Annotated in this window: 17 protein-coding genes and 2 tRNA genes; 11 read left to right on the forward strand and 8 right to left on the reverse strand. The window is 62.9% G+C overall.

Features of this window, described 5'->3' with window-relative positions:
- Positions 1-176 precede the first annotated feature (176 nt).
- From AB870_RS12305 to AB870_RS12330, 6 genes are all read left to right on the forward strand, one after another.
- Positions 177-1,712 (forward strand): protein adenylyltransferase SelO, encoded by a 1,536-nt coding sequence (locus AB870_RS12305; RefSeq protein ID WP_047904940.1) that lies wholly within the window; start codon positions 177-179, stop codon positions 1,710-1,712.
- Positions 1,713-1,727: 15 nt separating this feature from the next.
- Positions 1,728-2,150, forward strand: a complete 423-nt coding sequence (gene msrB / locus AB870_RS12310) for a peptide-methionine (R)-S-oxide reductase MsrB (RefSeq protein ID WP_047904941.1) — start codon at positions 1,728-1,730, stop codon at positions 2,148-2,150.
- A gap of 239 nt (positions 2,151-2,389) precedes the next feature.
- The gene (locus AB870_RS12315; RefSeq protein ID WP_047904942.1) at positions 2,390-2,827 is read left to right on the forward strand and encodes a YgiW/YdeI family stress tolerance OB fold protein; all 438 of its coding nucleotides are present in this window, start codon (positions 2,390-2,392) and stop codon (positions 2,825-2,827) included.
- A 178-nt stretch (positions 2,828-3,005) separates the two neighbouring features.
- A complete protein-coding gene (locus AB870_RS12320) occupies positions 3,006-3,539 on the forward strand; it encodes a septation protein A (protein WP_047904943.1) in 534 nt (177 codons plus the stop codon).
- A gap of 33 nt (positions 3,540-3,572) precedes the next feature.
- Positions 3,573-3,836, forward strand: a complete 264-nt coding sequence (locus tag AB870_RS12325) for a BolA family protein (RefSeq protein WP_047904944.1) — start codon at positions 3,573-3,575, stop codon at positions 3,834-3,836.
- 61 nt (positions 3,837-3,897) lie between these two features.
- Positions 3,898-4,692, forward strand: coding sequence for a peptidylprolyl isomerase (locus tag AB870_RS12330; RefSeq protein WP_047904945.1), 795 nt, complete (start codon positions 3,898-3,900; stop codon positions 4,690-4,692).
- Positions 4,693-4,757: 65 nt separating this feature from the next.
- Here the strand turns inward: AB870_RS12330 and AB870_RS26365 are convergent, their stop codons facing one another.
- Together AB870_RS26365 and purL are read right to left on the reverse strand one after the other, a co-directional pair.
- On the reverse strand, positions 4,758-4,934 hold the full coding sequence (locus AB870_RS26365; RefSeq protein ID WP_157112306.1) for a hypothetical protein: 177 nt from the start codon (positions 4,932-4,934) through the stop codon (positions 4,758-4,760).
- Positions 4,935-5,297: 363 nt separating this feature from the next.
- Positions 5,298-9,329 (reverse strand): phosphoribosylformylglycinamidine synthase, encoded by a 4,032-nt coding sequence (gene purL, locus AB870_RS12335; protein WP_047904946.1) that lies wholly within the window; start codon positions 9,327-9,329, stop codon positions 5,298-5,300.
- Positions 9,330-9,644: 315 nt separating this feature from the next.
- Here purL and AB870_RS12340 point away from each other — a divergent pair, with 315 nt between their 5' ends.
- From AB870_RS12340 to pgi, 3 genes are all read left to right on the forward strand, one after another.
- Positions 9,645-10,937, forward strand: coding sequence for a D-amino acid dehydrogenase (locus AB870_RS12340; protein ID WP_047904947.1), 1,293 nt, complete (start codon positions 9,645-9,647; stop codon positions 10,935-10,937).
- A gap of 342 nt (positions 10,938-11,279) precedes the next feature.
- Positions 11,280-12,938: an NAD(P)H-hydrate dehydratase gene (locus AB870_RS12345; RefSeq protein ID WP_084663649.1), complete on the forward strand. Its 1,659-nt coding sequence runs from the start codon at positions 11,280-11,282 to the stop codon at positions 12,936-12,938.
- 52 nt (positions 12,939-12,990) lie between these two features.
- On the forward strand, positions 12,991-14,649 hold the full coding sequence (gene pgi / locus AB870_RS12350; RefSeq protein ID WP_047904949.1) for a glucose-6-phosphate isomerase: 1,659 nt from the start codon (positions 12,991-12,993) through the stop codon (positions 14,647-14,649).
- 68 nt (positions 14,650-14,717) lie between these two features.
- Here pgi and AB870_RS12355 read toward each other — a convergent pair whose 3' ends face one another.
- Positions 14,718-15,410 (reverse strand): ABC transporter ATP-binding protein, encoded by a 693-nt coding sequence (locus tag AB870_RS12355; protein WP_047904950.1) that lies wholly within the window; start codon positions 15,408-15,410, stop codon positions 14,718-14,720.
- Here AB870_RS12355 and AB870_RS12360 point away from each other — a divergent pair.
- A complete protein-coding gene (locus tag AB870_RS12360) occupies positions 15,409-16,107 on the forward strand; it encodes an arylesterase (protein ID WP_047904951.1) in 699 nt (232 codons plus the stop codon). The genes AB870_RS12355 and AB870_RS12360 overlap by 2 nt on opposite strands.
- 81 nt (positions 16,108-16,188) lie before the next feature.
- Positions 16,189-17,655: an IS1182 family transposase gene (locus AB870_RS12365; RefSeq protein ID WP_053059343.1), complete on the forward strand. Its 1,467-nt coding sequence runs from the start codon at positions 16,189-16,191 to the stop codon at positions 17,653-17,655.
- A 180-nt stretch (positions 17,656-17,835) separates the two neighbouring features.
- Here the strand turns inward: AB870_RS12365 and AB870_RS12370 are convergent, their stop codons facing one another.
- The 5 genes from AB870_RS12370 to lon form a co-directional block, all read right to left on the reverse strand.
- Positions 17,836-19,761, reverse strand: coding sequence for a SurA N-terminal domain-containing protein (locus AB870_RS12370; RefSeq protein WP_047904953.1), 1,926 nt, complete (start codon positions 19,759-19,761; stop codon positions 17,836-17,838).
- Positions 19,762-19,843: 82 nt separating this feature from the next.
- Positions 19,844-19,920, reverse strand: a tRNA-Asp gene (locus AB870_RS12375).
- Positions 19,921-19,934: 14 nt separating this feature from the next.
- Positions 19,935-20,010, reverse strand: a tRNA-Val gene (locus tag AB870_RS12380).
- 51 nt (positions 20,011-20,061) lie between these two features.
- On the reverse strand, positions 20,062-20,334 hold the full coding sequence (locus AB870_RS12385; protein WP_047904954.1) for an HU family DNA-binding protein: 273 nt from the start codon (positions 20,332-20,334) through the stop codon (positions 20,062-20,064).
- 306 nt (positions 20,335-20,640) lie between these two features.
- The gene (gene lon, locus AB870_RS12390; protein WP_047908138.1) at positions 20,641-23,061 is read right to left on the reverse strand and encodes an endopeptidase La; all 2,421 of its coding nucleotides are present in this window, start codon (positions 23,059-23,061) and stop codon (positions 20,641-20,643) included.
- Between the last annotated feature and the right edge of the window lie 173 nt (positions 23,062-23,234).

Genomic DNA, 23,234 nt, shown 5'->3' on the forward strand with positions numbered 1-23,234 from the left:
ACGCGGGATGCCTGCGAGTCAGCGCGCCGAGAATCATTTTTGACGCGAGGACGCGCCGGGTCAACGTCCATCGCTTGTGCGGCGCAGCACAGATCATGACCGCCAGTGTACGCAACCCGGCAGCACGCGATGGGCACCTCAAGTAGAATGTTTGTTCACCATCAGGAACGTCCCCAATGCCGGCCACCGAGCGCACCGCCACAGTTCCCGCCGCAGTATCCGATTCCCTGAAGCCGTTCGGACCGCTCCGTCTGATCAACCGCTTTGCGACGCTTGGCACGGAGTTTTTCACGCGTTTGCCCCCGCAACCCTTGCCCGCACCGTATCTCGTCGGCTTCTCGGCGGACGCCGCGCGTCTGCTCGGCTGGTCGCCGGATGCAGCGCGCGACCCAGAATTCCTCGCGACGTTTGCCGGCAATACGCCGCTGGCTGGCGGCGACCCGCTCGCGAGCGTCTATTCGGGCCATCAGTTCGGTGTCTGGGCCGGTCAGCTGGGGGACGGTCGCGCACTGCTGCTGGGCGAATCCGACGGCCCTGGCGGACGTTGGGAGATCCAGCTCAAGGGTGGCGGGCTCACGCCCTACTCGCGCATGGGGGATGGGCGTGCCGTGCTACGCTCCTCGATCCGCGAATTCCTCGGCTCCGAAGCGATGTTCCATCTCGGCGTGCCGACCACGCGTGCGCTATGCGTCGTCGGCTCGGACGCGCCTGTGCGCCGCGAGACCATCGAGACGGCAGCCGTGGTCACGCGTCTGTCGCCGAGCTTCATCCGCTTCGGGCACTTCGAGCATTTCTGGGCGGGCGACAAGTACGAGGCCCTGCGTCAACTCGCCGACTTCACCATCGATCATCACTATCCGCATTGCCGTGACGCGGCCAACGCTAACCCGTACCTCGCGCTGTTGAGCGCCGTGTGCGACGCGACAGCCGAACTGGTCGCGCACTGGCAGGCCGTGGGCTTCTGCCACGGGGTGATGAACACCGACAACATGTCGATTCTCGGCCTGACCATCGATTACGGTCCGTTCGGTTTTCTGGACGGTTTCAACGCACACCACATCTGCAACCATTCCGATACTCAGGGGCGCTACGCGTATCAAGCGCAGCCGAACGTCGCCTACTGGAACCTTTTCTGTCTGGCGCAGGCGCTGCTGCCACTGTTCGGCGAAGGCGAAGCGGCCATCGAACAGGCGAAGTCCGTGCTGCCCGTTTTCACGACCCGGTTTGCGGAAGAAATCGACCTTCGCATGCGTGCCAAGCTCGGCCTGCGCGAATCGCACGCCGACGATGAAGCGCTCATCAACCATTTGTTCAAGCTGATGCACGAGGGCCGTGTCGATTTCACGCACTTCTTCCGCACCCTCGCCACGCTCCGGATCGATAACCCGGACGCCGACGCGCCGCTGCGCGACATGTTTATCGACCGGCCCGGCTTCGACGCCTGGGCCGTCGACTATCGCGCCCGCCTGCGCCACGAGGCCAGCACCGACGCGAAGCGCGCCATTGCAATGCGGCTCGTCAACCCCAAATACATCCTGCGCAATCACCTCGCGGAAATCGCCATCCGGCGCGCCAACGAGAAGGATTTCTCCGAAGTCGAGACGCTCCTCAAGGTGCTCTCGCACCCGTACGACGAACAACCCGAATTCGAGCGCTATGCCGAGTTGCCGCCCGACTGGGCCGCTCAGCTGGAAGTCAGCTGCTCTTCTTGATATCAGGAGATTTGCATGAGCAAAGTGGAAAAAACCGACGCCGAGTGGCGTGCGCAACTCGACGACGTCGAATATCAGATCACGCGCCACGCCGCAACCGAACGCGCGTTCACCGGCCGTTACTGGGATCACTGGAAGGACGGCACGTATCGCTGCGTCTGTTGCGGCGCCCCGTTGTTCGCGTCGTCCGAGAAGTTCGACGCGGGCTGCGGCTGGCCCAGCTACTCGAAGCCGATCGAAGGCGCCGGCATCGACGAGGTCGCCGATTACAGCCACGGCATGGTGCGCGTGGAAGTGCGCTGCCAGAACTGCGACGCTCACCTCGGCCATGTCTTCGAAGACGGTCCGCAACCGACCGGCCTGCGTTACTGCATCAATTCCGCGTCGCTCAACTTCGAGGACAAGGACGGGAAGTCCGACAAGCCGACGCAGGACTGAGCATCGTCACCGCAACCGGTGCCCGGGTCGAGCACTTTTTACCGGGCTCCGCGTTGACGGCACCGACCGTTTGCACCATCACCCCCCCCCGGGCGGATGCTGCCGGGGGCCGCTTTCAAAAAACGACACTACGTCGCTGACGCACGGTGAAATGTCGTGAATTTGACGTTTTTCGCCTGGATTTTGCGTTTTTTGGCTTTAGGCTTGCGTCCACCTGACTTTTACTGGGAGCCCTCGTCATGTCCAAGAAATCCGAACGTCGTCTCACGCTTGCCCTCGCGGGCTCTCTGATCGCCGCCGGCGTCATGCTGAGCGCCCCCGCGCAGGCGCAAATCAACGTGCCGCAGGCCGGCGCCGGGGGCGCCACGGGCGGCGGCGTCGTCGCCCCGGCCGTCATGCCGCGTGCCGTGACCGTCGAACAGGCGCTGGCCGCGAAGCACGACCTCGAAGCCGTCATCGAGGGCCACATCGTTCAAAAGGAAAGCAAGCACGAGCATTACACGTTCCGCGACGCCGCTGGCAAAACCATCGTCGTGGACATCGACGACAAGTACATTCCGACCGGACGCGAAATTACCCCCGACACGCTCGTCCGGATCTGGGGCGAAGTGGATGTCCATCGTCTGAAGCCCAACGACATCGAGGTGAAGAAGATCGAGTTCGTGGACCGCAAGTAACGAATCGACCGTTGCATCGTTGCCATGCTCGCCGCCCGCCGTCGCGCGGGCGCCGCAATCTCGGCTTTCGGACCGTCGCCCATTCGCGGGCCGGGCCTTTGAAATATAATGCGGGTTTGCCCCCTGGCGTATCGCCTGGATGTGCAGAAATCCCCCGAAGCCCCCAAGCCGAGACTTCATGAAATTTCTCTTCGACCTGTTCCCGGTCATCCTGTTTTTCGTCGCCTTCAAATTCGCCGGCATCTACGTCGCGACCGGCATTGCGATCGTCACGACGATTGCGCAGGTCATCTGGATGTGGCTGCGTCATCGCAAGATCGAGCCCATGCAATGGGTCAGCCTGGCAATCATCGTGGTATTCGGAGGCGCGACCATGCTGCTGCACGACGAGACCTTCATCAAGTGGAAGCCCACGGCGTTGTACTGGCTCTTCGGCGTGACCCTGTTCGTTGCGGAACTGATGTTCGGCAAGAACCTGATTCGCGCGATGATGGAAAAGCAGATGGCGCTGCCCGAGAACCTGTGGCGTGCCGTGAACTTCAGTTGGGCGTTCTTTTTCCTTGCGATGGGCGCGCTCAATCTGATCATCGCCTATCACTTCTCCACCGATGCCTGGGTTAATTTCAAGCTCTTCGGCGGCATGGGCCTCATGGTCGTGTTCATCGTCGCGCAGAGCCTGTGGCTCGCGAAATACATCAAGCAGGACGAGTAACGACCGTCCGTCGTTCGTCAGGAAGCTATCGCCATGACCATGGAACAGCAAATCGAAGCGCGACTGAACGCCGCGCTCTCCCCGCTCGAATTCTCGCTCGAGAACGACAGTGCGCGCCACGCCGGTCATGCCGGTGCCGCGTCGGGCGGTCACTACAACGTGCGCATCGTCTCCGCGGCATTTACCGGACGTAACCGCGTTGCGCGTCACCGCCTGGTGTATGATGCGCTAGCCGATTTGATGCAGAACGGCATTCACGCCCTCGCCATCGTTGCGCTCGCCCCTGGCGAAGCGTGACTGCATGCGACGCGTCCCCCGTCGATTAACCTTGCCTTCGTCATTCGTTAGGAAAAACAGCATGGCATTGAAACTCGCCCGCACGGCATTGGCGCTCGGCGCCGCCGTGTCGCTGACCGCCGTCTCTCTCCCCGCCCTTGCCCAGAATGTCGCCGTCGTGAACGGTACGCCGGTGCCTGTGGCACGCGCCGACGCCATGGTGCGTGAAATGGTGCGTCAGGGCCAGCCGAACTCGCCGCAACTGCAACAACAGGTGCGCGAAGAACTGGTCAAGCGCGAAGTGCTCGCGCAAGCCGCGATCAGCAAGGGCCTGGCCTCGGATCCGGCCGTCAAGCAGCAGATCAAGCTCGCCGAACAAGGTGTCCTGATTCGCGCCCTGATTGCCGATTTCCAGAAGACTTCGCCGGTGTCCGACGCCGAATTGCAGGCACGTTACGACCAGTTGAAGAAACAGTTCGGCGACAAGGAATATCACGCCCGTCACATTCTGGTGCCGAGCGAAGACACGGCCAAGGACATCATTGCGAAGCTCAAGGGCGGCGCAAAGTTTGCCGACCTCGCCAAGCAGTATTCGAAAGATCCGGGCTCGGCCCAAAATGGCGGCGATCTCGACTGGTCACCGGCCAACGCCTATGTGCCCGAGTTCGCCGACGCCCTCCAAAAACTGCAAAAGGGCCAGTATTCGCAAACGCCGGTCAAGACGCAGTTCGGCTACCACGTCCTCGAACTTGACGATGTACGCGACGCGCAGATCCCGCCGTTGTCCGACGTCAAGCCGCAGTTGATGCAGCAAATGCAGGAGGAGAAGTTGCAAGGCTTCATCGACGGTCTCGAAAAGAAGGCCAAGATTCAGTAAGCGTTGCGCGCGCTGTATCGAAACGAGAATCCCGCCAGATGGTGGGATTTTCGTTTTCCGAAGCCTCAAAACGCTATGCGCAGCACCTTCGAGAACTGAAAACGTGCGCCGGAGGTGGTGCCCACCGCGTAATTCACCGCCACCTTCCGGCCTGTGTTCTCGCTGATCCAGGCCGCCGGTATGTCGAACACGTTGGCCCGTCCCGGCACGACACTCTGACGCTCCGTATCACGCACCACCACGCCAGCCCACCGGACCTGAACGGTGTGAGAACTCGTTGCCCCCGCGAACGACCACTTGCGCCACCTCCGCCCCCCGCCAGCGCGAGACAGATCGATAACGCAGCCCGCCAGCCGCTGGCGCCGCCCGGAGTCGCGACATGCCGAAATAACGAAACCATCATGGCAACACCTCGCCCTCGATCGCACCGCGCTCATTGGGCCACGTGCGATTCGCGGCGAACAACTGTCAACCCTGACAGGTCGAGGTGCCAAAAACGAAAAACCGCTTGCCCCTCAACAGGGCAAGCGGTTCATTCGTTGCAACGTTTGCGGGACAGGCTCGCCACTTTCGCGAAGCCTCATCCCGCGCCGCCGATCAGGCCATCAGGCCACCCAGCGGCGGGCGTTGCGGAACATACGCATCCACGGACTGTCCTCACCCCACTGCGCCGGTGCCCAGCTCATCTGGACCGTGCGGAACACGCGCTCGGGGTGCGGCATCATCACCGTGAAACGGCCATCACCGGTGGTCACGGCCGTCAGGCCGCGCGGCGAACCGTTCGGGTTGAATGGGTATTGCTCCGTCGGCTGACCGCGATGGTCGACAAAGCGCATCGCCGCAATCGCCTGATCGATGTTGCCCTGCTGACCGAAGTTGGCAAAACCCTCGCCGTGCGCAATCACGATCGGCAACTGCGAACCTGCCATGTCCATGAAGAACAGCGACGGTGACTCCAGGACTTCCACCTGCGTCAAGCGGGCTTCGTATTTCGATTGGTTGTACGTGAACTTCGGCCACGCAGCGGCGCCCGGAATCAGATTCGACAGGTTGCTCATCATCTGGCAACCATTGCAGACGCCCAGCGCGAACGTGTCGGCACGGTTGAAGAAACCGGCAAACTGCTCGGCCAGCGACGGGTTGAACAGGATCGTCTTCGCCCAGCCCTCGCCTGCGCCCAGCGTGTCGCCGTAAGAGAAGCCACCGCAGGCGACGAAGCCCTTGAACACCTCGAGCGAGTGACGGCCCGCGAGCAGGTCGCTCATGTGCACGTCGTACGCATCGAAACCAGCCTTGTCGAGCACGTAGGCCATTTCGAGATGCGAGTTCACGCCCTGTTCGCGCAGGATCGCCACCTTCGGGCGCACGCCCGTTGCGATGAACGGCGCCGCGACATCTTCATTCGCGTCGAACGTCAGCTTCGGCGACAGGCCCGGATCGCTGGTGTCGTTCAGGGCTTCGTATTCGGCATCGGCGGCCGCCGGGTTGTCTCGCAGACGTGCAATGCGCCAGCTCACTTCCGACCAGACGCGTTGCAGTTCGGCACGCGAAGCGCCGAAAATCTTCTTGGCGTCGCGGTAAATTTCGATGACGTCGGTCGTGTTCGGCTTGCCGATCACGTTCGTCACCGACGACAGACCGGCTTCGCGCAGCGTCTGCAACACGGCGTCGCGCTCCGAGGCGCGCACCTGAATCACACCACCGAGTTCTTCCGAAAAAAGCGCACGCAGCGTCTTGTCTTCGCGACGGCCCACCGTCTGCTTCGCCCAGTCCTTGGCATCGCCATAATCGGATTCGAAGCCGTCGTCGAGCGTGAGCATATCGACGTTGATCGACACACCGACGTGCCCGGCGAACGCCATTTCCGCGACCGTGGCGAACAGACCGCCGTCCGAACGATCGTGATACGCCAGCAGCTTGCCTTCGCGATTGAGCTTCTGGATCACATCGAAGAATCGCTGGAGGTCGGCCGGGTCATCCAGATCCGGCGTGACGTCACCGACCTGCTGCGTCACTTGCGCGAGGATGCTGCCGCCCAGACGATTCTTGTTGTGTCCGAGGTCGATGGCGATCAGCACCGTCTCGCCGGCGTCGGCGACCGAGCGCAGTTGCGGCGTGAGGTGCCGGCGAACATCTTCGACCGGCGCAAACGCCGACACGATCAGCGAGACCGGCGCGACCACATCCTTGGCGCGACCCGCGTCATTCCATTTGGTGCGCATCGACAGCGAATCCTTGCCCACCGGAATCGACAAACCCAGCGCCGGGCACAGTTCCATGCCGACGGCCTTGACCGTGTCGAACAGCGCCGCGTCTTCGCCCTCCGTGCCGCAGGCCGCCATCCAGTTGGCCGACAGCTTGATCCGGTCGAGCGACGCAATCGGCGCCGCTGCAATGTTGGTAATGGCTTCGCCAACGGCCATGCGCCCCGACGCCGGCGCGTCGATCACCGCCAGCGGGGTGCGCTCGCCCATCGTCATCGCTTCGCCGCGATAGCCGGCGTAATCCATCAGCGAAATGGCGCAGTCGGCGACGGGCACCTGCCACGGGCCGACCATCTGGTCGCGTGCGGTCAGGCCCCCCACCGTGCGGTCGCCAATGGTAATCAGAAACGACTTGCTCGCGACCGTCGGGTGACGCAGCACGGCGCGCGCGACCTCATCGAGCGAAAGCCCCGTGACGTCCACCGGCGGCAGTTGCTGCTTCACGCGCTTGACGTCGCGATGCATGCGCGGCGGCTTGCCGAGCAGCACGTCCATCGGCATGTCGACCGGGTCCGGCGATTCCGGATGCATCGGGTCGACGAGCTTCAATTGACGCTCGTCCGTGGCGATGCCAACGACGGCCACCGGACAACGCTCACGTTGGCAAATTTCCTGGAACGCCGGGAAGCTGTCCGGTGCGATGGCAAGCACGTAGCGCTCCTGCGCCTCGTTGCTCCAGATTTCCGCAGGCGACATGCCCGACTCTTCCAACTGGACCTGACGCAGATCGAAGCGCGCGCCCTTGCCCGCACCGTCGACCAGTTCGGGAAACGCATTCGAGATACCGCCCGCGCCCACGTCGTGAATCGACAGGATGGGGTTGGCTTCACCCTGGCGCCAGCACCAGTTGATCACTTCCTGCGCGCGCCGCTCGATTTCGGGGTTACCGCGCTGGACCGAATCGAAGTCCAGTTCGGCCGTGTTGGTACCGGTAGCCATCGAGCTGGCGGCGCCGCCGCCCATGCCGATGCGCATGCCCGGGCCGCCGATCTGAATGAGCAGCGTGCCGGCCGGCAAGTCGTGCTTGTGCGTGTGTTGTGCCGCGATGTTGCCCATGCCGCCGGCGATCATGATCGGCTTGTGATAGCCGCGCACGCGACCGCCCACGTTCTGTTCGTAGGTGCGGAAGTAGCCGCCCAGATTGGGCCGGCCGAATTCGTTGTTGAACGCCGCGCCACCGAGCGGCCCGTCGATCATGATTTGCAGCGGCGACGCGATGCGCTCCGGGCGGCCGTAGTCGGCACCGGTATCGCCGGGCTTGCGCAGCGACGGCGGCACGGCGACGTCGAGATCGTTTTCCCACGATTCGCGTGCGTCCGGCAGGGCCAGATTCGAGACAGTGAAGCCCGTCAGGCCCGACTTCGGCGTGGAGCCGCGGCCGGTCGCGCCTTCGTCGCGAATCTCGCCGCCCGCGCCGGTCGAAGCGCCCGGGAACGGCGAAATGGCCGTCGGGTGGTTGTGCGTCTCGACTTTCATCAGCGTATGCGTCAACTCGACGCTGCGGCCGTACTTGCCATCGGCACCGCGCGGATACCAGCGCTCGACTTCGGCGCCTTCCATCACCGAAGCGTTGTCCGAATATGCAACCACCGTGCCCTGCGGGTGCAACTGGTGCGTGTTCTTGATCATCTGGAACAGCGACTTGTCCTGTACCTGAGCGTCGATGGTCCAGTTGGCATTGAAAATCTTGTGGCGGCAATGCTCGCTGTTGGCCTGCGCGAACATCATCAGTTCGACGTCCGTCGGATTGCGCTTCAGGCTCGTGAAGGCGTCGACAAGGTAATCGATTTCGTCTTCGGCGAGCGCCAGCCCCAGATCGCGATTGGCCGACTCGAGCGCGCCGCGGCCTGCACCGATCACGTCCACCGTCTGCAACGGCTTGGCCGGCAGTTCGACGAACAGGGCTTCGGCATCCTTGCGCGTGGCGACGACCGTCTCGGTCATGCGGTCATGCAGCACCGCGGCCACGCGGGCGAGGACATCGGCCGGGAGCGACTTCTTGCCGCCCAGCAGTCCCGACTTCACACCGATCGTGTACTCGACGGCACGCTCGATACGGCGCACGTGATCGATGCCGCAGTTGCGCGCGATATCGGTGGCCTTGCTGGCCCATGGCGAAATCGTGCCCAGACGCGGAATCACCAGCAATTGATCGCCGACCGGCTCTTCGCGCACCGGTTCGCCGTAAGTGAGCAGACCCGCGACACGGGCCACGTCTTCGTTCGACAGCGCTTCGGCGCTGGCCACGAGGTGCACGTAGCGGGCATCGATGCGCACGATCGAACTGTCGATGGCTTGCAGGGTCTGCAAAAGACGTTGCTGGCGGAATTCGGAAAGCGCCAAGGCGCCGGCGAAGCAGGCAATGTGAGTCATGGAAGGACGGAAGGCGAGGCGTTCAAAACGCGGGGGAACGACAAACCGGGATTATACCCTGCTTACCCCGGGTTATACCCGAGTGTGAAGCGGGCATTCTGAGGGGTGTCCCGCCCTGTGAGGGCGTCTCTCTGGTAACCTATGCGCCCCGTATCCATCCGGTCCGCGAAACCAGGGTTCACGCGAATCCGGCCGGAATCCACCGCAATATGGCGGTTTGGGCGGTTTGTGCCGCTTAACCAGGCATGCGGCACGTCACAGAACGACACTAACAAGCGAACGAACGGGCGTTCGCCACACACCAGACGGTTGGGAATGAAGGTCATCGTTATCGGCGGCGGGGTCATTGGCACTTGTACTGCCTACTATCTGGCCGCTGCGGGGCACACGGTCACGCTCGTCGAGCGCAATAGCACGGTTGCGCAGGAAAGCAGCTTCGGCAATGCAGGCGTCATCGCGCCCGGGTATGTCACGCCCTGGGCGGCGCCCGGCATGCCGCGCAAGTTGCTGGGCTACATGTTCAGCGCCGCCAGTCCGCTCATTTTCCGGCCAGGCCTGTCCGCGGGCACGTGGCGCTGGGCGTCGCGCTGGCTGCGCGAGTGCAAGCTCGAGCGCTACCGCGCCAACCGCGAGCGAATGCAGCGTCTGGCGTTCTACAGTCAGCGTTGCCTGCACGAACTGCGCGAAAGCCATATTTTCGAATACGAACACACGCAAGGTTACCTGCAACTGTTCCGCACCGAACGCGAAATCAAGATGAACGAGCCGGCGCGCGCCATGCTCGCCGAGAACGAGGTGCCGCATCGCCTATTGACCGCGGACGAATGCCGCAAGCTCGAACCCGCGATTTCCATTGACGCGCAACTCGCCGGCGGCCTGCATCTGCCTCGCGACGAGACCGGCAACTGCCCGCTGTTCACCAAACGCCTCGCCCAGATCGCGCGTGAGCTCGGCGTGACGCTCATGACGGAGACGACCGTGCTGTCCGTGCGCCCGAACGTGGGGCGCAGCGGTGTCACGGCCGAGCTCGCAAGCAGCGCGCAGACCGGACAAGCGGGACAAGCTGGACAAACGACAGCACTCGAAGCCGACGCGGTGGTGATCGCCGCCGGCGTTGCCAGCACCTCCCTGCTGCGCCCGCTGGGCATCGATCTGCCGCTCTGGCCGATCAAGGGCTATTCGATCACGGTGCCGGTCAAGACCGAATTGTTCAGCCCGCGTATCGCCGTCATGGACGAGTCGTACAAGACGGCCATCACGCCGCAAGGCAACCGTCTGCGCATTGCCGGCACCGCCGAACTGGGCGATACCCAGCTCGTGCTGCGCGAGCGGGCCATCGCAACGCTCTATAAAGTGGCGACGGACTGGTTCCCGGGGGCCGGGAAGTATCGTGAGGCACGGGCGTGGGTCGGTGCGCGCCCGATGCTGCCGGATGGTCCGCCGCTGCTCGGCCCGACGCACCTGCCGGGCATCTTCCTCAATGTCGGTCACGGCTCCACCGGCTGGGCGATGGCATGCGGCTCGGGACGCGTGCTCGCCGATGTCATCTCCGGACAAACGCCGGACATCGATCTGAATGGGCTGACGCTGGCGCGATACGATCGCTGAGCCGAGTCTCCGACGGATTTTTCGGCAAATTCCGGGGAATTTCGATGGACTTCAACGGACTTCAACGAACTTCGACGGATTGCGATGGCACCCATGGCGTCGCGACGTCCATTGCCGGGGCAATCCGCGCGCTCGTGCTCGCTCATACTCGCTCATGATGCAATGCCACACGCGCGTCGGAAACCACCGACAGTCTGTCGGGATTCGCACTGGCAGGCATAGCGGCACTATCGCGGCATAATTCACGGATCGGTACGCAAACTATGGGCGTTCTGGGCGCGAAGGCGCCGAACGGTCCCGACACTGCGCGCACCGCCCTCGATTCCGGGAGCCCTGCCTGTCATGTCCGATTCCTTGAGCGCCGAAGGTGCGCCCGCCCCCGACAACGCCAGTCCGCCAGCTCGTCCGTCGGCATCGTCACCGTCCGTGGATAGCGTGTCGGCTTGTGCGAGCGCGACTGTCGCGCTCGATCTGCATCTGCCCGAAGCGCTGCGACGGACCGAGCGCGCCGCCGCCACGCGGCTCGCGCCCCACACGCTCATGTCCCGCGCCGGCACCGCCGTCGCCCATTGGCTCCATGGCCGTCTGCCCGCGCTGGCGAGTGCGGGACGACAACCGGTGCTGCTGCTCGCCGGCCCCGGCAACAACGGCGGGGATGCCTATGTCGCGGCGCGGGAATTGCATCGGCGCGGCGTGCTGGTGGACGTCTGGCAACTCGCACCGCCCACCACTCACGACGCGCGCTGGGCCTTGGCCGAGGCGCTCGCTGCCGGTGTGGCCGTGCGTCCGGCGCCGCACACGTGGCCGCAACCCGGCACTTACGCCTGGATCGTGGACGGCCTGTTCGGCATCGGACTCTCGCGCCCGCTCGAAGGCGCCGCCGCAACGCTCGTCGACAACATCGCATATGCCCACGCGCATGGCACGCCCGTGCTTGCCATCGACATCCCCAGCGGCCTGATCGCCGCAACGGGCATCGCCGACGGGCCGGTCATTCGCGCCAACGCCACGATAGCAATGCTCGGCGCCTGCCCGGGGTTGTTCACCGGCATCGGGCGCGACGTGGCCGGTCAGGTGCTGGTGGCCACCCTCGGCGCGCAAGACGTACCGGCGGCGTCCGGCGCGGGCCTGCTTTCGACGTCCGCGCCCGGCGCATTCGCCGCCCATCTCCCGAAGCGCCATCACGCGTCTCACAAGGGAAGTTACGGCTGCCTGGCGGTGATCGGCGGCCATGAGGGCATGGTGGGCGCGCCGATACTCTCGGCGCGCGCGGGATTGATGACCGGCGCAGGTCGCGTCTACGTCGGATTCGTCGCTCCTGACGCGCCGGCATGGGACCCGATGCATCCCGAACTGATGCTGCGTCACGCCCAGGGACTGGATCTCCCTTCGATGCAGGCGGTGGCCATCGGCCCCGGACTCGGAACGTCTGCCGCCTCGGCCGCATGCCTGTCGCGCGTACTCGCACTCGAAGACACCCCACTGGTGATCGATGCCGATGGCCTCAACCTGCTCGCCGCCGACCCGTCGCTCGCGCAGCGCGTGCGACACCGGGCAGGACCAACGGTGCTCACCCCGCACCCGCTGGAGGCCGCAAGGCTCACCGGCTGCGATGTCGCCCGCATTCAGTCCGACCGCCTGGCGTCGGCTCGCGCGCTCGCCATGCGCTTCGGCGCGACGGTCGTCCTCAAGGGCTCGGGCAGCATCATCGACGACGGCACGCGCGCGTGGATCAACACAACGGGAAACGCCGGGCTCGCGACCGCGGGCACGGGGGACGTGTTGACCGGTGTCATCGGCGCCCTGCTCGCTCAGGGCATGCCTGCGACGCAAGCCGCACTGGCCGCCGTCTGGCTGCATGGCAAGGCGGCCGAGCGTTGCGTCGAGCAGGGTGCCGGGCCAGCCGGTTTGACCGCGTCTGAACTTCTGCCCGCCATTCGTCACGAACTGACGACATTGGCCGATCCGGCCCAAACCGCCCGACGCCGCATTTCAGCGTGATTTCGCGGCGACTCCCGTTATACTTCGCTTTATCGAAATGGCCCTACCGCACATGCCGTACAAGACATCCGTTCGTTTGGATCAACTTCCCGCCTGGCGCACCTTGCTCGAGCACCGCGACGAGATCGCCGCGCAGCATATGCGCGACTGGTTCGCCGGTGCGGGCGCCAACGCGCGTGTCGAGAATTTCTCCCTTCACGCCGCTGGCCTGTATCTCGATTATTCGAAGAACCGCATTACGGACAAGACGCGCACGCTGCTCACGCACCTCGCGCGCGAGTGCCAACTGCCTGCCAAACGCGACGCCATGTGGGCCGGCGAACATGTCAACGTCACGGAGAATCGCGCCGCGTTGCACATTGCGCTGCGCGCGCCAAAAGGCGTGACATTTCGCGACACTGCCGGTGAAGTCAGCAGCGGCGTATGCGAAACGCTTGCGCGCATGCGCGACTTCAGCGAGCGCGTGCGCGACGGCCGATGGGTCGGCGCCACCGGCAAGCGCATCAAACATCTGATCAACGTCGGCATCGGCGGCTCGGATCTGGGCCCGCGCATGGTGTGCGATGCCCTCGCCGTCTACGGACGCGAAGACCTCTCGGCGCACTTCATCGCGAACATCGATCCGACCGAACTCGCCCGCACGCTGCCGACGCTCGACCCGCAAGCCACGCTGGTCGTTGTCTGCTCGAAGACGTTCACCACGCTCGAGACCATGACCAACGCCCGTACGATTCGCGCGTGGCTCACGGAAAACGGCGTTCCGCAAAGCGGTCTCGACAAGCATTTCGTGGCGGTATCGACCAACGTCGACGAAGCCATACGCTTTGGGATTCTCGGCGAGAACGTGTTCCAGTTCGGAGAATGGGTCGGCGGCCGTTATTCGCTATGGTCCTCGGTCGGACTCATCATCATGCTCTATCTGGGAGCACAGCATTTCGACGCAATGCTTGCCGGCGCCCACGCCATGGACGAGCACTTCCGGCATGCGCCGCTCGAAGCCAACATGCCCGTGCTGCTCGGCTTGCTGGGCATCTGGTATCGCAACTTCTTCGATGCGCAGACACTTTCCGTCGCGCCCTATACGGACGCTTTGCAAAAACTTCCGCCGTATCTGCAGCAACTGGACATGGAAAGCAACGGCAAGTCGGTACAGGTCGATGGCTCGCCCGTGTCCTGGCAGACCGCCCCGATCCTCTGGGGCGAGCCGGGCACGAACGGTCAGCACGCCTATTTCCAGATGCTGCATCAGGGCACGACGCTCGTGCCGGTCGACTTCATTGCGGTGCTCGAGCCGCAATACGACGAACCCGCCTATCTCGACCATCACCGCAAGCTGCTGGCGAACTGCTTCGCGCAAAGTGAAGCGTTCCTTCAGGGCGGTTCGATGGCAACGCCCGAACAGGCCGGCGGCCCGTTAGCCGCCCAGCGTCGCTTCGATGGCAATCGTCCGAGCAATACGCTGGTGATCGACAAGTTGACGCCGGAACGACTGGGAGCGCTGATTGCGCTATACGAACACAAAGTGTTCGTTCAGGCCGCCATTTGGAACATCAATCCGTTCGATCAATGGGGTGTGGAGTTGGGCAAGACGCTTTGCCGTGCGATCGAGCCGGAACTTGTCGATCCCGACTCGCTCAAGCCGGACGCTCACGACGCCTCGACGGCGTCGCTGATCCGTATCGCCGGCGAAGCGCTCAAGAAGCGCTGCTGACACCGGCTCGGCCGACGTCGCGGCGCAGACCAGGAAGGAGAAGCCTCGATGGCTTCTCCTTTTTCGTCTCAAACAGCCGCGCCGTTTACCACGCGCCCGCCCGCGAGGCGCACGGTCGCATCGCAACGCTGCGCGATGGCGAGATCGTGGGTTACGAGCACCAGCGTCGCCCCGCTCGCTTCGTTGAGCGAGAACATCAGATCGATGACGCGCTCGCCCGTCGCCGTATCGAGGCTACCTGTCGGCTCGTCGGCAAACAACACCGCCGGCTCGGTGACAAAGGCGCGAGCAAGTGCCACGCGCTGCTGCTCGCCACCGGAAAGTTGCTTCGGATAGTGCGTCAGCCGGGAGCCCAGTCCCACTTGCTCCAGTAATCCGAGGGCACGATTGCGCACCTCGCGTGTCTCACCCAACAACTCGAGCGGTAACATCACATTCTCGAGGGCGGTCAGATGCGGCATTAGCTGGAAGGACTGGAAGACGAAACCGACGGCCCCCCGTCGCAACGCGGCACGCCCTTCTTCGTCGAGCTCGCCCAGCGATCTACCCAACAGCGTGATGCTGCCGTCGGTCGCGGTGTCGAGTCCGGCCATCAACCCGAGCAGCGTGGACTTGCCGGAACCCGACGCGCCGACGATAGCCACGCTCTGGCCTTTCGCGACGCAGAAGTCGATATCCTGCAAAATGACCAGTTCACCGGTGGCGTCGCGCAACCGTTTGCCCAGACCCCGTACTTCAATAACGTTTTCGGAAAACGACATGGCAAGAAGAAGGTTCTTGAAATTGGCCGTATCGGCCTTCGTCGGCGGGTGCCTGCTCACAGGGACCGCGGCAAACGCGGCAAGTTCTGGCGCACCGGCGATCCTCGTCGTGGGCGACAGCCTCTCGGCGGAGTATGGCATTGCGCGCGGCGCCGGCTGGGTCAATCTGATGCAGCAGACGATCACGCAAAACGGATTCGATTATAACGTCGTCAACGCGAGTATCAGTGGCGACACCACCAGCGGTGGGCGCGCCCGCCTCGCCCCCCTGCTCGAACGTTATCGCCCGGTTGTCACGATCATCGAACTGGGGGGCAACGATGCCCTGCGCGGTATTCCGCTGGACCTGACGCGCAGCAATTTGCGAGAAATGATCGCAGCCTCCCGCAAAGCCGGCAGTCAGGTGATCGTGGTCGGTATGCGCATCCCACCGAATTACGGCCCGGACTACAGCGAGCAGTTCTTTGCGATGTTCTCGACGCTCGCCAAGCAGGAGAATACCGGCTATGTGCCGTTCCTGCTCGCCGGTGTCGCCGAGCACCAGGACTGGTTTCAGCAGGACCAGATTCACCCGCTCGCCAAGGCACATCCGCAGATCCTGCAAAATGTCTGGCCCACGGTGAAGCCGCTGCTCAAACCTGCCGGCAAACCGCCCGCCAAGGCGGTGAATGCACGAGCCTCGAAACCCGGCGCATAAAAAAAGCGGCCAACTGGGTTGGCCGCCCAGATTGCTGACAAACCCTCGCCAAGTGCGAGGGTTTTGTTTTTTAATAGCAGGATGCTAAAGATCCCGACGCCCACGCAGCACGAACTCGAGATGGTGACGCTCGAGGAACTCGTGCCGAAGGACCACCTGCTGCGCCAGATCGAGGCGGCGGTGGATTTCGAATTCATCCGCGAAAAGGTCGCGCACCTGTACTGCGCAGACAACGGTCGTCCGGCGCTCGATCCGGTGGTGATGTTCAAGCTGCTGTTCATCGGCTACCTGTTTGGGGTGCGCAGTGAGCGGCAGTTGATGCGCGAGGTCCAGGTCAACGTCGCCTATCGGTGGTTCGCCCGGTTTCGGCTGACCGACAAGGTGCCGGATGCGTCGACGTTCTCGCAGAATCGCCGCCGACGCTTCACGGACACGACGGTGTATCAGGAAATCTTCGACGAGATCGTGCGCCAGGCGATGGGCCGTGGTCTGGTCGATGGCCGTGTGCTGTACACCGACAGCACGCACCTGAAGGCCAATGCGAACAAGAACAAGTTCGACGTGGTAAAGCTGGAACAGACGCCTGCGGCCTATCTGGAGAAGCTCAATGCGGCAGTGGATGCGGACCGGGCCGCGCATGGCAAGAAGCCGCTGAATCGGGACGACGATGAGCCGCCGTCGAGCAAGGACACCAAGATTAGCCGGACCGATCCGGACAGCGGCTACATGGTGCGGGACGACAAGCCGAAGGGCTTCTTCTATCTGGACCACCGCACGGTGGACGCCAAGCACGCGATCATTACCGATACGCATGTGACGCCGGCCTCGGTGCACGACAGCCAGCCGTATCTGGAGCGGCTGGATCGACAGCGCGAGCGCTTTGAGTTCAAGGTGGAAGCGGTGGGGCTGGATGCTGGCTACTTCACGCCAGCGGTGTGCCAGGGGCTGGAGGAGCGGGAGATTGCCGGGGTGATGGGCTATCGCACGCCGAACCACAAGCCGGGGCTGTTCTACAAACGGCAGTTCCAGTACGACGCGTACCGCAACGAGTACGTGTGCCCGCAGGGACAGGCGCTGCCGTACAGCACGACTAACCGGCTCGGCTATCGGGAATACAAATCCGATGCTCGGATATGCCGGTGCTGCCCGGTACGAGCACAGTGCACGAACAGTGCCAACGCGGTGAAGGTGGTGACGCGCCACGTCTGGGAGCGCGCCAAGCAGCGGGTGGACGCGAGGCGGCTGAGCGAGTGGGGACGACGCATTTACGCGCGGCGCAAGGAGACGGTGGAACGCAGCTTTGCCGATGCCAAGCAACTGCATGGGCATCGCTATGCGCGCATGCGCGGGCTGCGCAAGGTGGCCGAGCAGTGCTTGTTGGCTGCGGCGGCGCAGAACATCAAGAAAATTGCGATGCTGGTGGCGCGCCTACGGGCGCGTTTAGGCGAGCGTTCGTACCTCTGGCGCCCGTTTCGGTGGCTCATGAGCGTCCTGAGGGCTTGTCTCTCAATGTGCGCGCCCTTACGCTGCCCATTCGCCCTTGCCTAAAAGATAAAACCCCTCGCTCCGAAAAACGAGGGGTTCGTCAGCAATCTGAGCGGCCAACTGGGTTGGCCGCCTTTGTTCTTGTGACTCGGTAGTCGCTTCGCGCTGGCCGGGGGCAGGTTACCCCCGCGTTCAATCGTTGACCTTGATCGCCGCGTCAACCGCTAACCGTGCGGTCCGTCATCAGTTCGCCGACCCCTTGGTCACGTCGTTCACGATCTTCACCTTCGAACTTGCACGCAGATCGCCCAGCCAGGCATTCCACTCCGCCTGCGCTGCCAACTGGCTCAACTGCTGCGCTTCGGCGGCCAAACGCTGCGGATCCTGAGCGCTCGACTGCGATACCTTGCTGATGCGATAAACCGCGTAGCCCTGTCCTTCGCCCAGCGCCACACCGACGTAGGCCGGCAGCTTGCTCGTATCGGCACTGAAAATGGCTGTCACCGCGGCCGGGGCCAGCTTGCCTGGATTGTCGCGCGAGACGGTCTGCGCGGCACCGAACGCAGCGTCGCCACCCTTCTTGAGCGCGTCAAGCTTGGCCTCACCCGCCTTCTTCGATGCTTCCGCGGCGAGATCAGCGGTCGCCTTCTGCCTGACCTGTGTTTCGATCTGCGCCAGCGGCGGCGTTGCCGCCGGATGGTAGGTGACGACGTGCGCCGACACCAATACGCCCTGACCGACGTCCACGGCTTCCGTGTTGCGCTTGTTCTTGAGCGCCTCGTCACCGAACACGGCCTTGAGCAGTTTCTCGTTGCCGAGCGGGCTTTGCGCGAGTGCGGGATCCGGCGTGCGCGTGACCTTCGCTGTCTGTAACTTCAGGTTCAGCTTGTCGGCCACCGGTTGCAGGCTGTCCGGCTGCTCATACACGGCGTTCGTGAACTGGTCGGCGAGTTTCGCATAGCCCTTTGCCGCTTCCTGCTGACGATACTGATCCGCCAGTTGCGCCTTCACTTCGTCGAACGATTTGGTCTGCGCCGGCTTGATGCCCGTGAGCTTGATGATGTGGTACCCGAAGTCGCTCTTCACGACGTCGCTGATGTCGCCCTCTGCCTTGAGCGAGAACGCGGCGTCCGCGAACGGTTTGACCATCGCATCGCGGGCAAAGAAACCCAGATCGCCACCGTTGGCCTTCGAACCCGGATCTTCCGAGTTTTCACTGGCCAGCCTGGCAAAGTCGCTCGGGTTCTTCCTGATCTGCGCGAGGATGGCATCGGCCTTGGCCTTCGCCTTGGCGTGATCGGCAGGCGAGGCGTCTGCCGGCGAAGCAATCAGAATGTGCGACGCGCGACGCTCTTCCTGCGTCGTGTATTGCTTCAGATTGTCGTTGTACATCTTGCGCAATGCGTCGTCGCTCGGCGCCGCCTGCGCCGATGCCGGCATAGCCTTGGGATCGAGCACCACATATTGGATCTCGGCCGACTCCGGTATCTGGAAGTCGGCCTTGTGCGCGTCGTAATACGCCTGGAGCTGTTGCTCCGTCGGCACGATCTTGCCAGCGTAGTCCGAGAGCGGGAATTCGATTGCGGCGACTTCCCGTTGTTGCGAACGCAGTTGGGCGAAACGCTCCAGCACCGTCTTGGGCAGCATTGCGCTGGCCTGAACACTCGACGGCAGTTGGTTCGAAGCCAACTGGAAACGAATTTGCGCTTCGAGGCGCTGCGGCGTCAGGTTCTGCGCCGACAGGAGCTGCTCGTAAGCCGCCTGATCGATGGAGCCGTCGGCACGGCGCAATTGCGCGATGGCGGGAATGGCCAGCAGGGCTTCGCGCACCTGCGCGTCAGGCACCGACAGATTTTTCTTGAGCGTTTCCTGCGCGAGCAGCTTTTGCTGAATCAGATTGTCCAGCACAGCGCTGCGCATCTCCGGCGTGTTGATCTGACTGGCATCGACCGCACCGCCGAACATCTGCTGCATCCGTTCGGTTTGCGCACGCAACGTACCGTCGAACTCCTGCCGCGTCACGGTCTGGTCGCCGACCTTGGCAATCGTGCCGGCGTCCGAAGCATACTCCTGCCAGCCATGCACGCCAAACACCACGAACGACGGCACGATCAACACCGTCAGGAAGATGAGGACCAATCGTTGATGACGGCGAATGAAGTCGAACATACGAAATCGGAAGAGTCGTCTGGATGCGTTTTATGACGCCATATGGCAAAAAAGGCGAACCGAAGTTCGCCTTTTCACAATTTGGCGGAGCGGACGGGGCTCGAACCCGCGACCCCCGGCGTGACAGGCCGGTATTCTAACCAACTGAACTACCGCTCCCCAAGATCTGGAACTGGTGGGTGCTGAGGGGTTCGAACCCCCGACCTACGCCTTGTAAGGGCGCCGCTCTACCAACTGAGCTAAGCACCCGTTCCTGATTTTGTCTTGTCTTACTGCCTCCTGCCGAAGCAGGAAAGCTCGTTAGTTTACATTATCTTTGAGATCTTTGCCAGGGCGAAATTTCGGAACTTTGGCCGCCTTGATCTTGATGGCCTCGCCAGTGCGCGGATTGCGGCCCGTGCGGGCGGCGCGCTTGTTGACGAAGAAAGTCCCAAAGCCAACCAGCGTCACATCGTCACCCTTCTTCAGCGCTTTCTTTACTGCCCCTACGAATGCGTCAAGTGCTCGTCCGGACGCAGCTTTCGAAATGTCTGCCTGTTCCGAGATGTGATCGATCAGTTCCGTCTTATTCACTGTAACCCCCTTGCAAGGATAGTAGGCGATTGAGCCGCGGAGGCGCTCTTTACGCGCCTTGACATTGATCTGAGAGGTCCGCTGGCTTTGCCATTAGACAAGCCGCAAACCCTGATGTCAAGCCGTTTTGCGGCCGTCGGAGCGCACCGGAAGCACACCTGAATCCGGGCTTGCCGGACGCCATTTTCAACCACTTCGAGTGAACAAAAAAAAGCCCGGGGAAAACCCCGAGCTTTTTGCCGCTTTTGCGCCGTGCCTTGTCGGGCGACGCTCAACCTTCCACGCCTCGCCCGACGAACATCACACTCAGTGCTTGATGACGTCCTGCTTGCCGCCCGCATCGGTGTTCGGCGTAACAGGCGCTGCCTTTGCTTCTTCTTCCGGCAACGGCGTCGGTGCATGCTCCAGCGCCAGTTCCAGCACCTTGTCGATCCAGCGCACCGGCACGATTTCCAGCGCGTTCTTGACCGTGTCGGGAATCTCTGCGAGATCCTTCACGTTCTCTTCCGGAATCAACACGAGCTTGATGCCACCCCGGTGAGCCGCAAGCAACTTCTCCTTGAGGCCGCCGATCGGCAACACTTCGCCGCGCAGCGTGATCTCACCCGTCATCGCCACATCCGCACGCACCGGAATACCGGTGAGCACCGACACAAGTGCAGTGGTCATCGCGATACCGGCGGACGGGCCGTCCTTCGGCGTCGCGCCTTCCGGCACGTGAATGTGGATGTCCTTCTTCTCGAACTGCTCGTCGGTCACGCCGAGTCGACGTGCGCGCGAACGCACCACCGAACGGGCCGCTTCGACCGACTCCTTCATCACGTCGCCGAGCGAACCCGTGCGGATGATGTTGCCCTTGCCCGGCATCAGCGCAGCTTCGATGGTCAGCAGATCGCCGCCCACTTCCGTCCACGCCAGCCCCGTGACCTGGCCGATCTGGTTTTCCTTCATGGCCAGACCGAAGTCGAACTTGCGCACGCCCAGGAAGTTGTCGAGATTGCCCGCATCGACCTTGATCGATGAGCCCTCGACCTTCTTGAGCAGCAACATCTTCACGACCTTGCGGCAGATCTTCGAGATCTCGCGCTCCAGCGAACGAACGCCCGCCTCACGCGTGTAGTAACGGATGATGTCGCGAATTGCGGCTTCCGTCAGATCGATCTCGCCTTCCTTCAGCCCGTTGTTCTTCTTCTGCTTCGGCAGCAGATAGCGCTGGGCGATGTTGACCTTTTCGTCTTCCGTGTAACCCGACAGGCGAATCACTTCCATACGGTCGAGCAGCGGCGCCGGAATGTTCAGCGAGTTCGACGTTGCCACGAACATCACGTCCGACAGATCGAAGTCGACTTCGACGTAATGATCCGAGAACGTATGGTTCTGTTCCGGATCGAGCACTTCGAGCAGCGCCGAACTCGGATCGCCACGGAAGTCCATGCCCATCTTGTCCACTTCGTCGAGCAGGAACAGCGGGTTACGCACGGCAACTTTCGACAGGCTTTGCAGAATTTTGCCGGGCATCGAGCCGATGTAAGTGCGACGGTGACCACGAATCTCGGCCTCGTCGCGCACGCCGCCCAACGCCATACGCACGAACTTGCGGTTCGTCGCACGCGCGATCGACTGGCCGAGCGAGGTCTTGCCCACGCCGGGGGGCCCGACGAGGCACAGGATCGGCGCCTTGACCTTGTCTACGCGCTGTTGCACGGCAAGGTACTCAAGGATACGTTCCTTGACCTTTTCCAGGCCGAAGTGGTCTTCGTCGAGCACCTTCTCGGCATTCGACAGGTCGTTGTTCACCTTGCTCTTCTTGCGCCACGGCAGACCGACCAGCGTGTCGATGTAGTTGCGCACGACGGTCGCCTCCGCCGACATCGGCGACATCAGCTTGAGCTTCTTGAGTTCGGCATCGGCCTTCTTCTTGGCGTCCTTCGGCAGATGCGCGGCCTTGATACGCTTCTCGAGTTCTTCGAGATCCGCGCCCTCTTCGCCTTCGCCCAATTCCTTCTGGATCGCCTTGACTTGCTCGTTCAGGTAGTACTCGCGCTGGCTCTTTTCCATCTGGCGCTTGACGCGGCCGCGGATACGCTTTTCGACCTGAAGGATGTCGATCTCGCTTTCGAGCTGCGCGAGCAGATGCTCAAGGCGCTCGATGACCGGAAACATCTCCAGAATCTTCTGCTTCTGCTCAAGCTTGAGCGGCAGATGCGCAGCGATGGTATCCGCCAGACGACCGGCTTCGTCGATGCCCGACAGCGAGGTCAGGATCTCCGGCGGGATCTTCTTGTTGAGCTTCACGTATTGATCGAACTGCGCCACGATCGCACGGCGCAGCGCCTCGGATTCCGGCGAGTTGCCGTCATCCGGTTCGAGCGGCATGACTTCCGACGTGAACTGGGTCTCCTCTTCGTCCACACTCAGCGTGCGGGCGCGTTGAATCCCCTCGACCAGCACCTTGACGGTGCCATCGGGCAGTTTGAGCATTTGCAGGATGTTCGCCACGCAACCGATCTCGTAGAGATCCTTGGCCGTGGGCTCGTCCTTGGCCGCCGCTTTCTGCGCGACCAGCATGATGTGCTTGCCACCCTCCATCGCGGTTTCAAGCGCTTTAATCGATTTCGGACGCCCCACGAAAAGGGGAATCACCATGTGCGGAAACACGACCACGTCGCGCAGAGGCAACAGGGGCAGTTGAATCGCTTCGGGCGGGAGGATTTGGGTGCCTGACATCTCGTTCCCCATATTTAACGATACCGTTGTGTTCCAGCTAATTGAGGCCGCCGGCGCGAATTACAAGGGGCGGGAACCGCCCTTTCGCCGACAAGTTGCACCACTCGGGGTTTCATTGCCCGTGGCATTAGTATGAAGGAAAAAAAGCCGTCCATGTTTCCATGAACGGCTTG

This window comes from Pandoraea faecigallinarum (assembly GCF_001029105.3).
GTDB classification, from domain to species: Bacteria; Pseudomonadota; Gammaproteobacteria; order Burkholderiales; family Burkholderiaceae; genus Pandoraea; species Pandoraea faecigallinarum.

What these genes read in the sequence shown, in the direction of transcription:
- lon (WP_047908138.1), bottom strand. Translation starts at nt 23,061, where the DNA reads ATGTCAGGCACCCAAATCCTCCCGCCCGAAGCGATTCAACTGCCCCTG.
- AB870_RS12315 (WP_047904942.1), top strand. Translation starts at nt 2,390, where the DNA reads ATGTCCAAGAAATCCGAACGTCGTCTCACGCTTGCCCTCGCGGGCTCT.
- AB870_RS12360 (WP_047904951.1), top strand. Translation starts at nt 15,409, where the DNA reads ATGGCAAGAAGAAGGTTCTTGAAATTGGCCGTATCGGCCTTCGTCGGC.
- purL (WP_047904946.1), bottom strand. Translation starts at nt 9,329, where the DNA reads ATGACTCACATTGCCTGCTTCGCCGGCGCCTTGGCGCTTTCCGAATTC.
- AB870_RS12320 (WP_047904943.1), top strand. Translation starts at nt 3,006, where the DNA reads ATGAAATTTCTCTTCGACCTGTTCCCGGTCATCCTGTTTTTCGTCGCC.
- AB870_RS12305 (WP_047904940.1), top strand. Translation starts at nt 177, where the DNA reads ATGCCGGCCACCGAGCGCACCGCCACAGTTCCCGCCGCAGTATCCGAT.
- AB870_RS12340 (WP_047904947.1), top strand. Translation starts at nt 9,645, where the DNA reads ATGAAGGTCATCGTTATCGGCGGCGGGGTCATTGGCACTTGTACTGCC.
- AB870_RS12330 (WP_047904945.1), top strand. Translation starts at nt 3,898, where the DNA reads ATGGCATTGAAACTCGCCCGCACGGCATTGGCGCTCGGCGCCGCCGTG.
- AB870_RS12355 (WP_047904950.1), bottom strand. Translation starts at nt 15,410, where the DNA reads ATGTCGTTTTCCGAAAACGTTATTGAAGTACGGGGTCTGGGCAAACGG.
- AB870_RS12325 (WP_047904944.1), top strand. Translation starts at nt 3,573, where the DNA reads ATGACCATGGAACAGCAAATCGAAGCGCGACTGAACGCCGCGCTCTCC.
- AB870_RS12345 (WP_084663649.1), top strand. Translation starts at nt 11,280, where the DNA reads ATGTCCGATTCCTTGAGCGCCGAAGGTGCGCCCGCCCCCGACAACGCC.
- AB870_RS12365 (WP_053059343.1), top strand. Translation starts at nt 16,189, where the DNA reads ATGCTAAAGATCCCGACGCCCACGCAGCACGAACTCGAGATGGTGACG.
- AB870_RS12370 (WP_047904953.1), bottom strand. Translation starts at nt 19,761, where the DNA reads ATGTTCGACTTCATTCGCCGTCATCAACGATTGGTCCTCATCTTCCTG.
- msrB (WP_047904941.1), top strand. Translation starts at nt 1,728, where the DNA reads ATGAGCAAAGTGGAAAAAACCGACGCCGAGTGGCGTGCGCAACTCGAC.
- pgi (WP_047904949.1), top strand. Translation starts at nt 12,991, where the DNA reads ATGCCGTACAAGACATCCGTTCGTTTGGATCAACTTCCCGCCTGGCGC.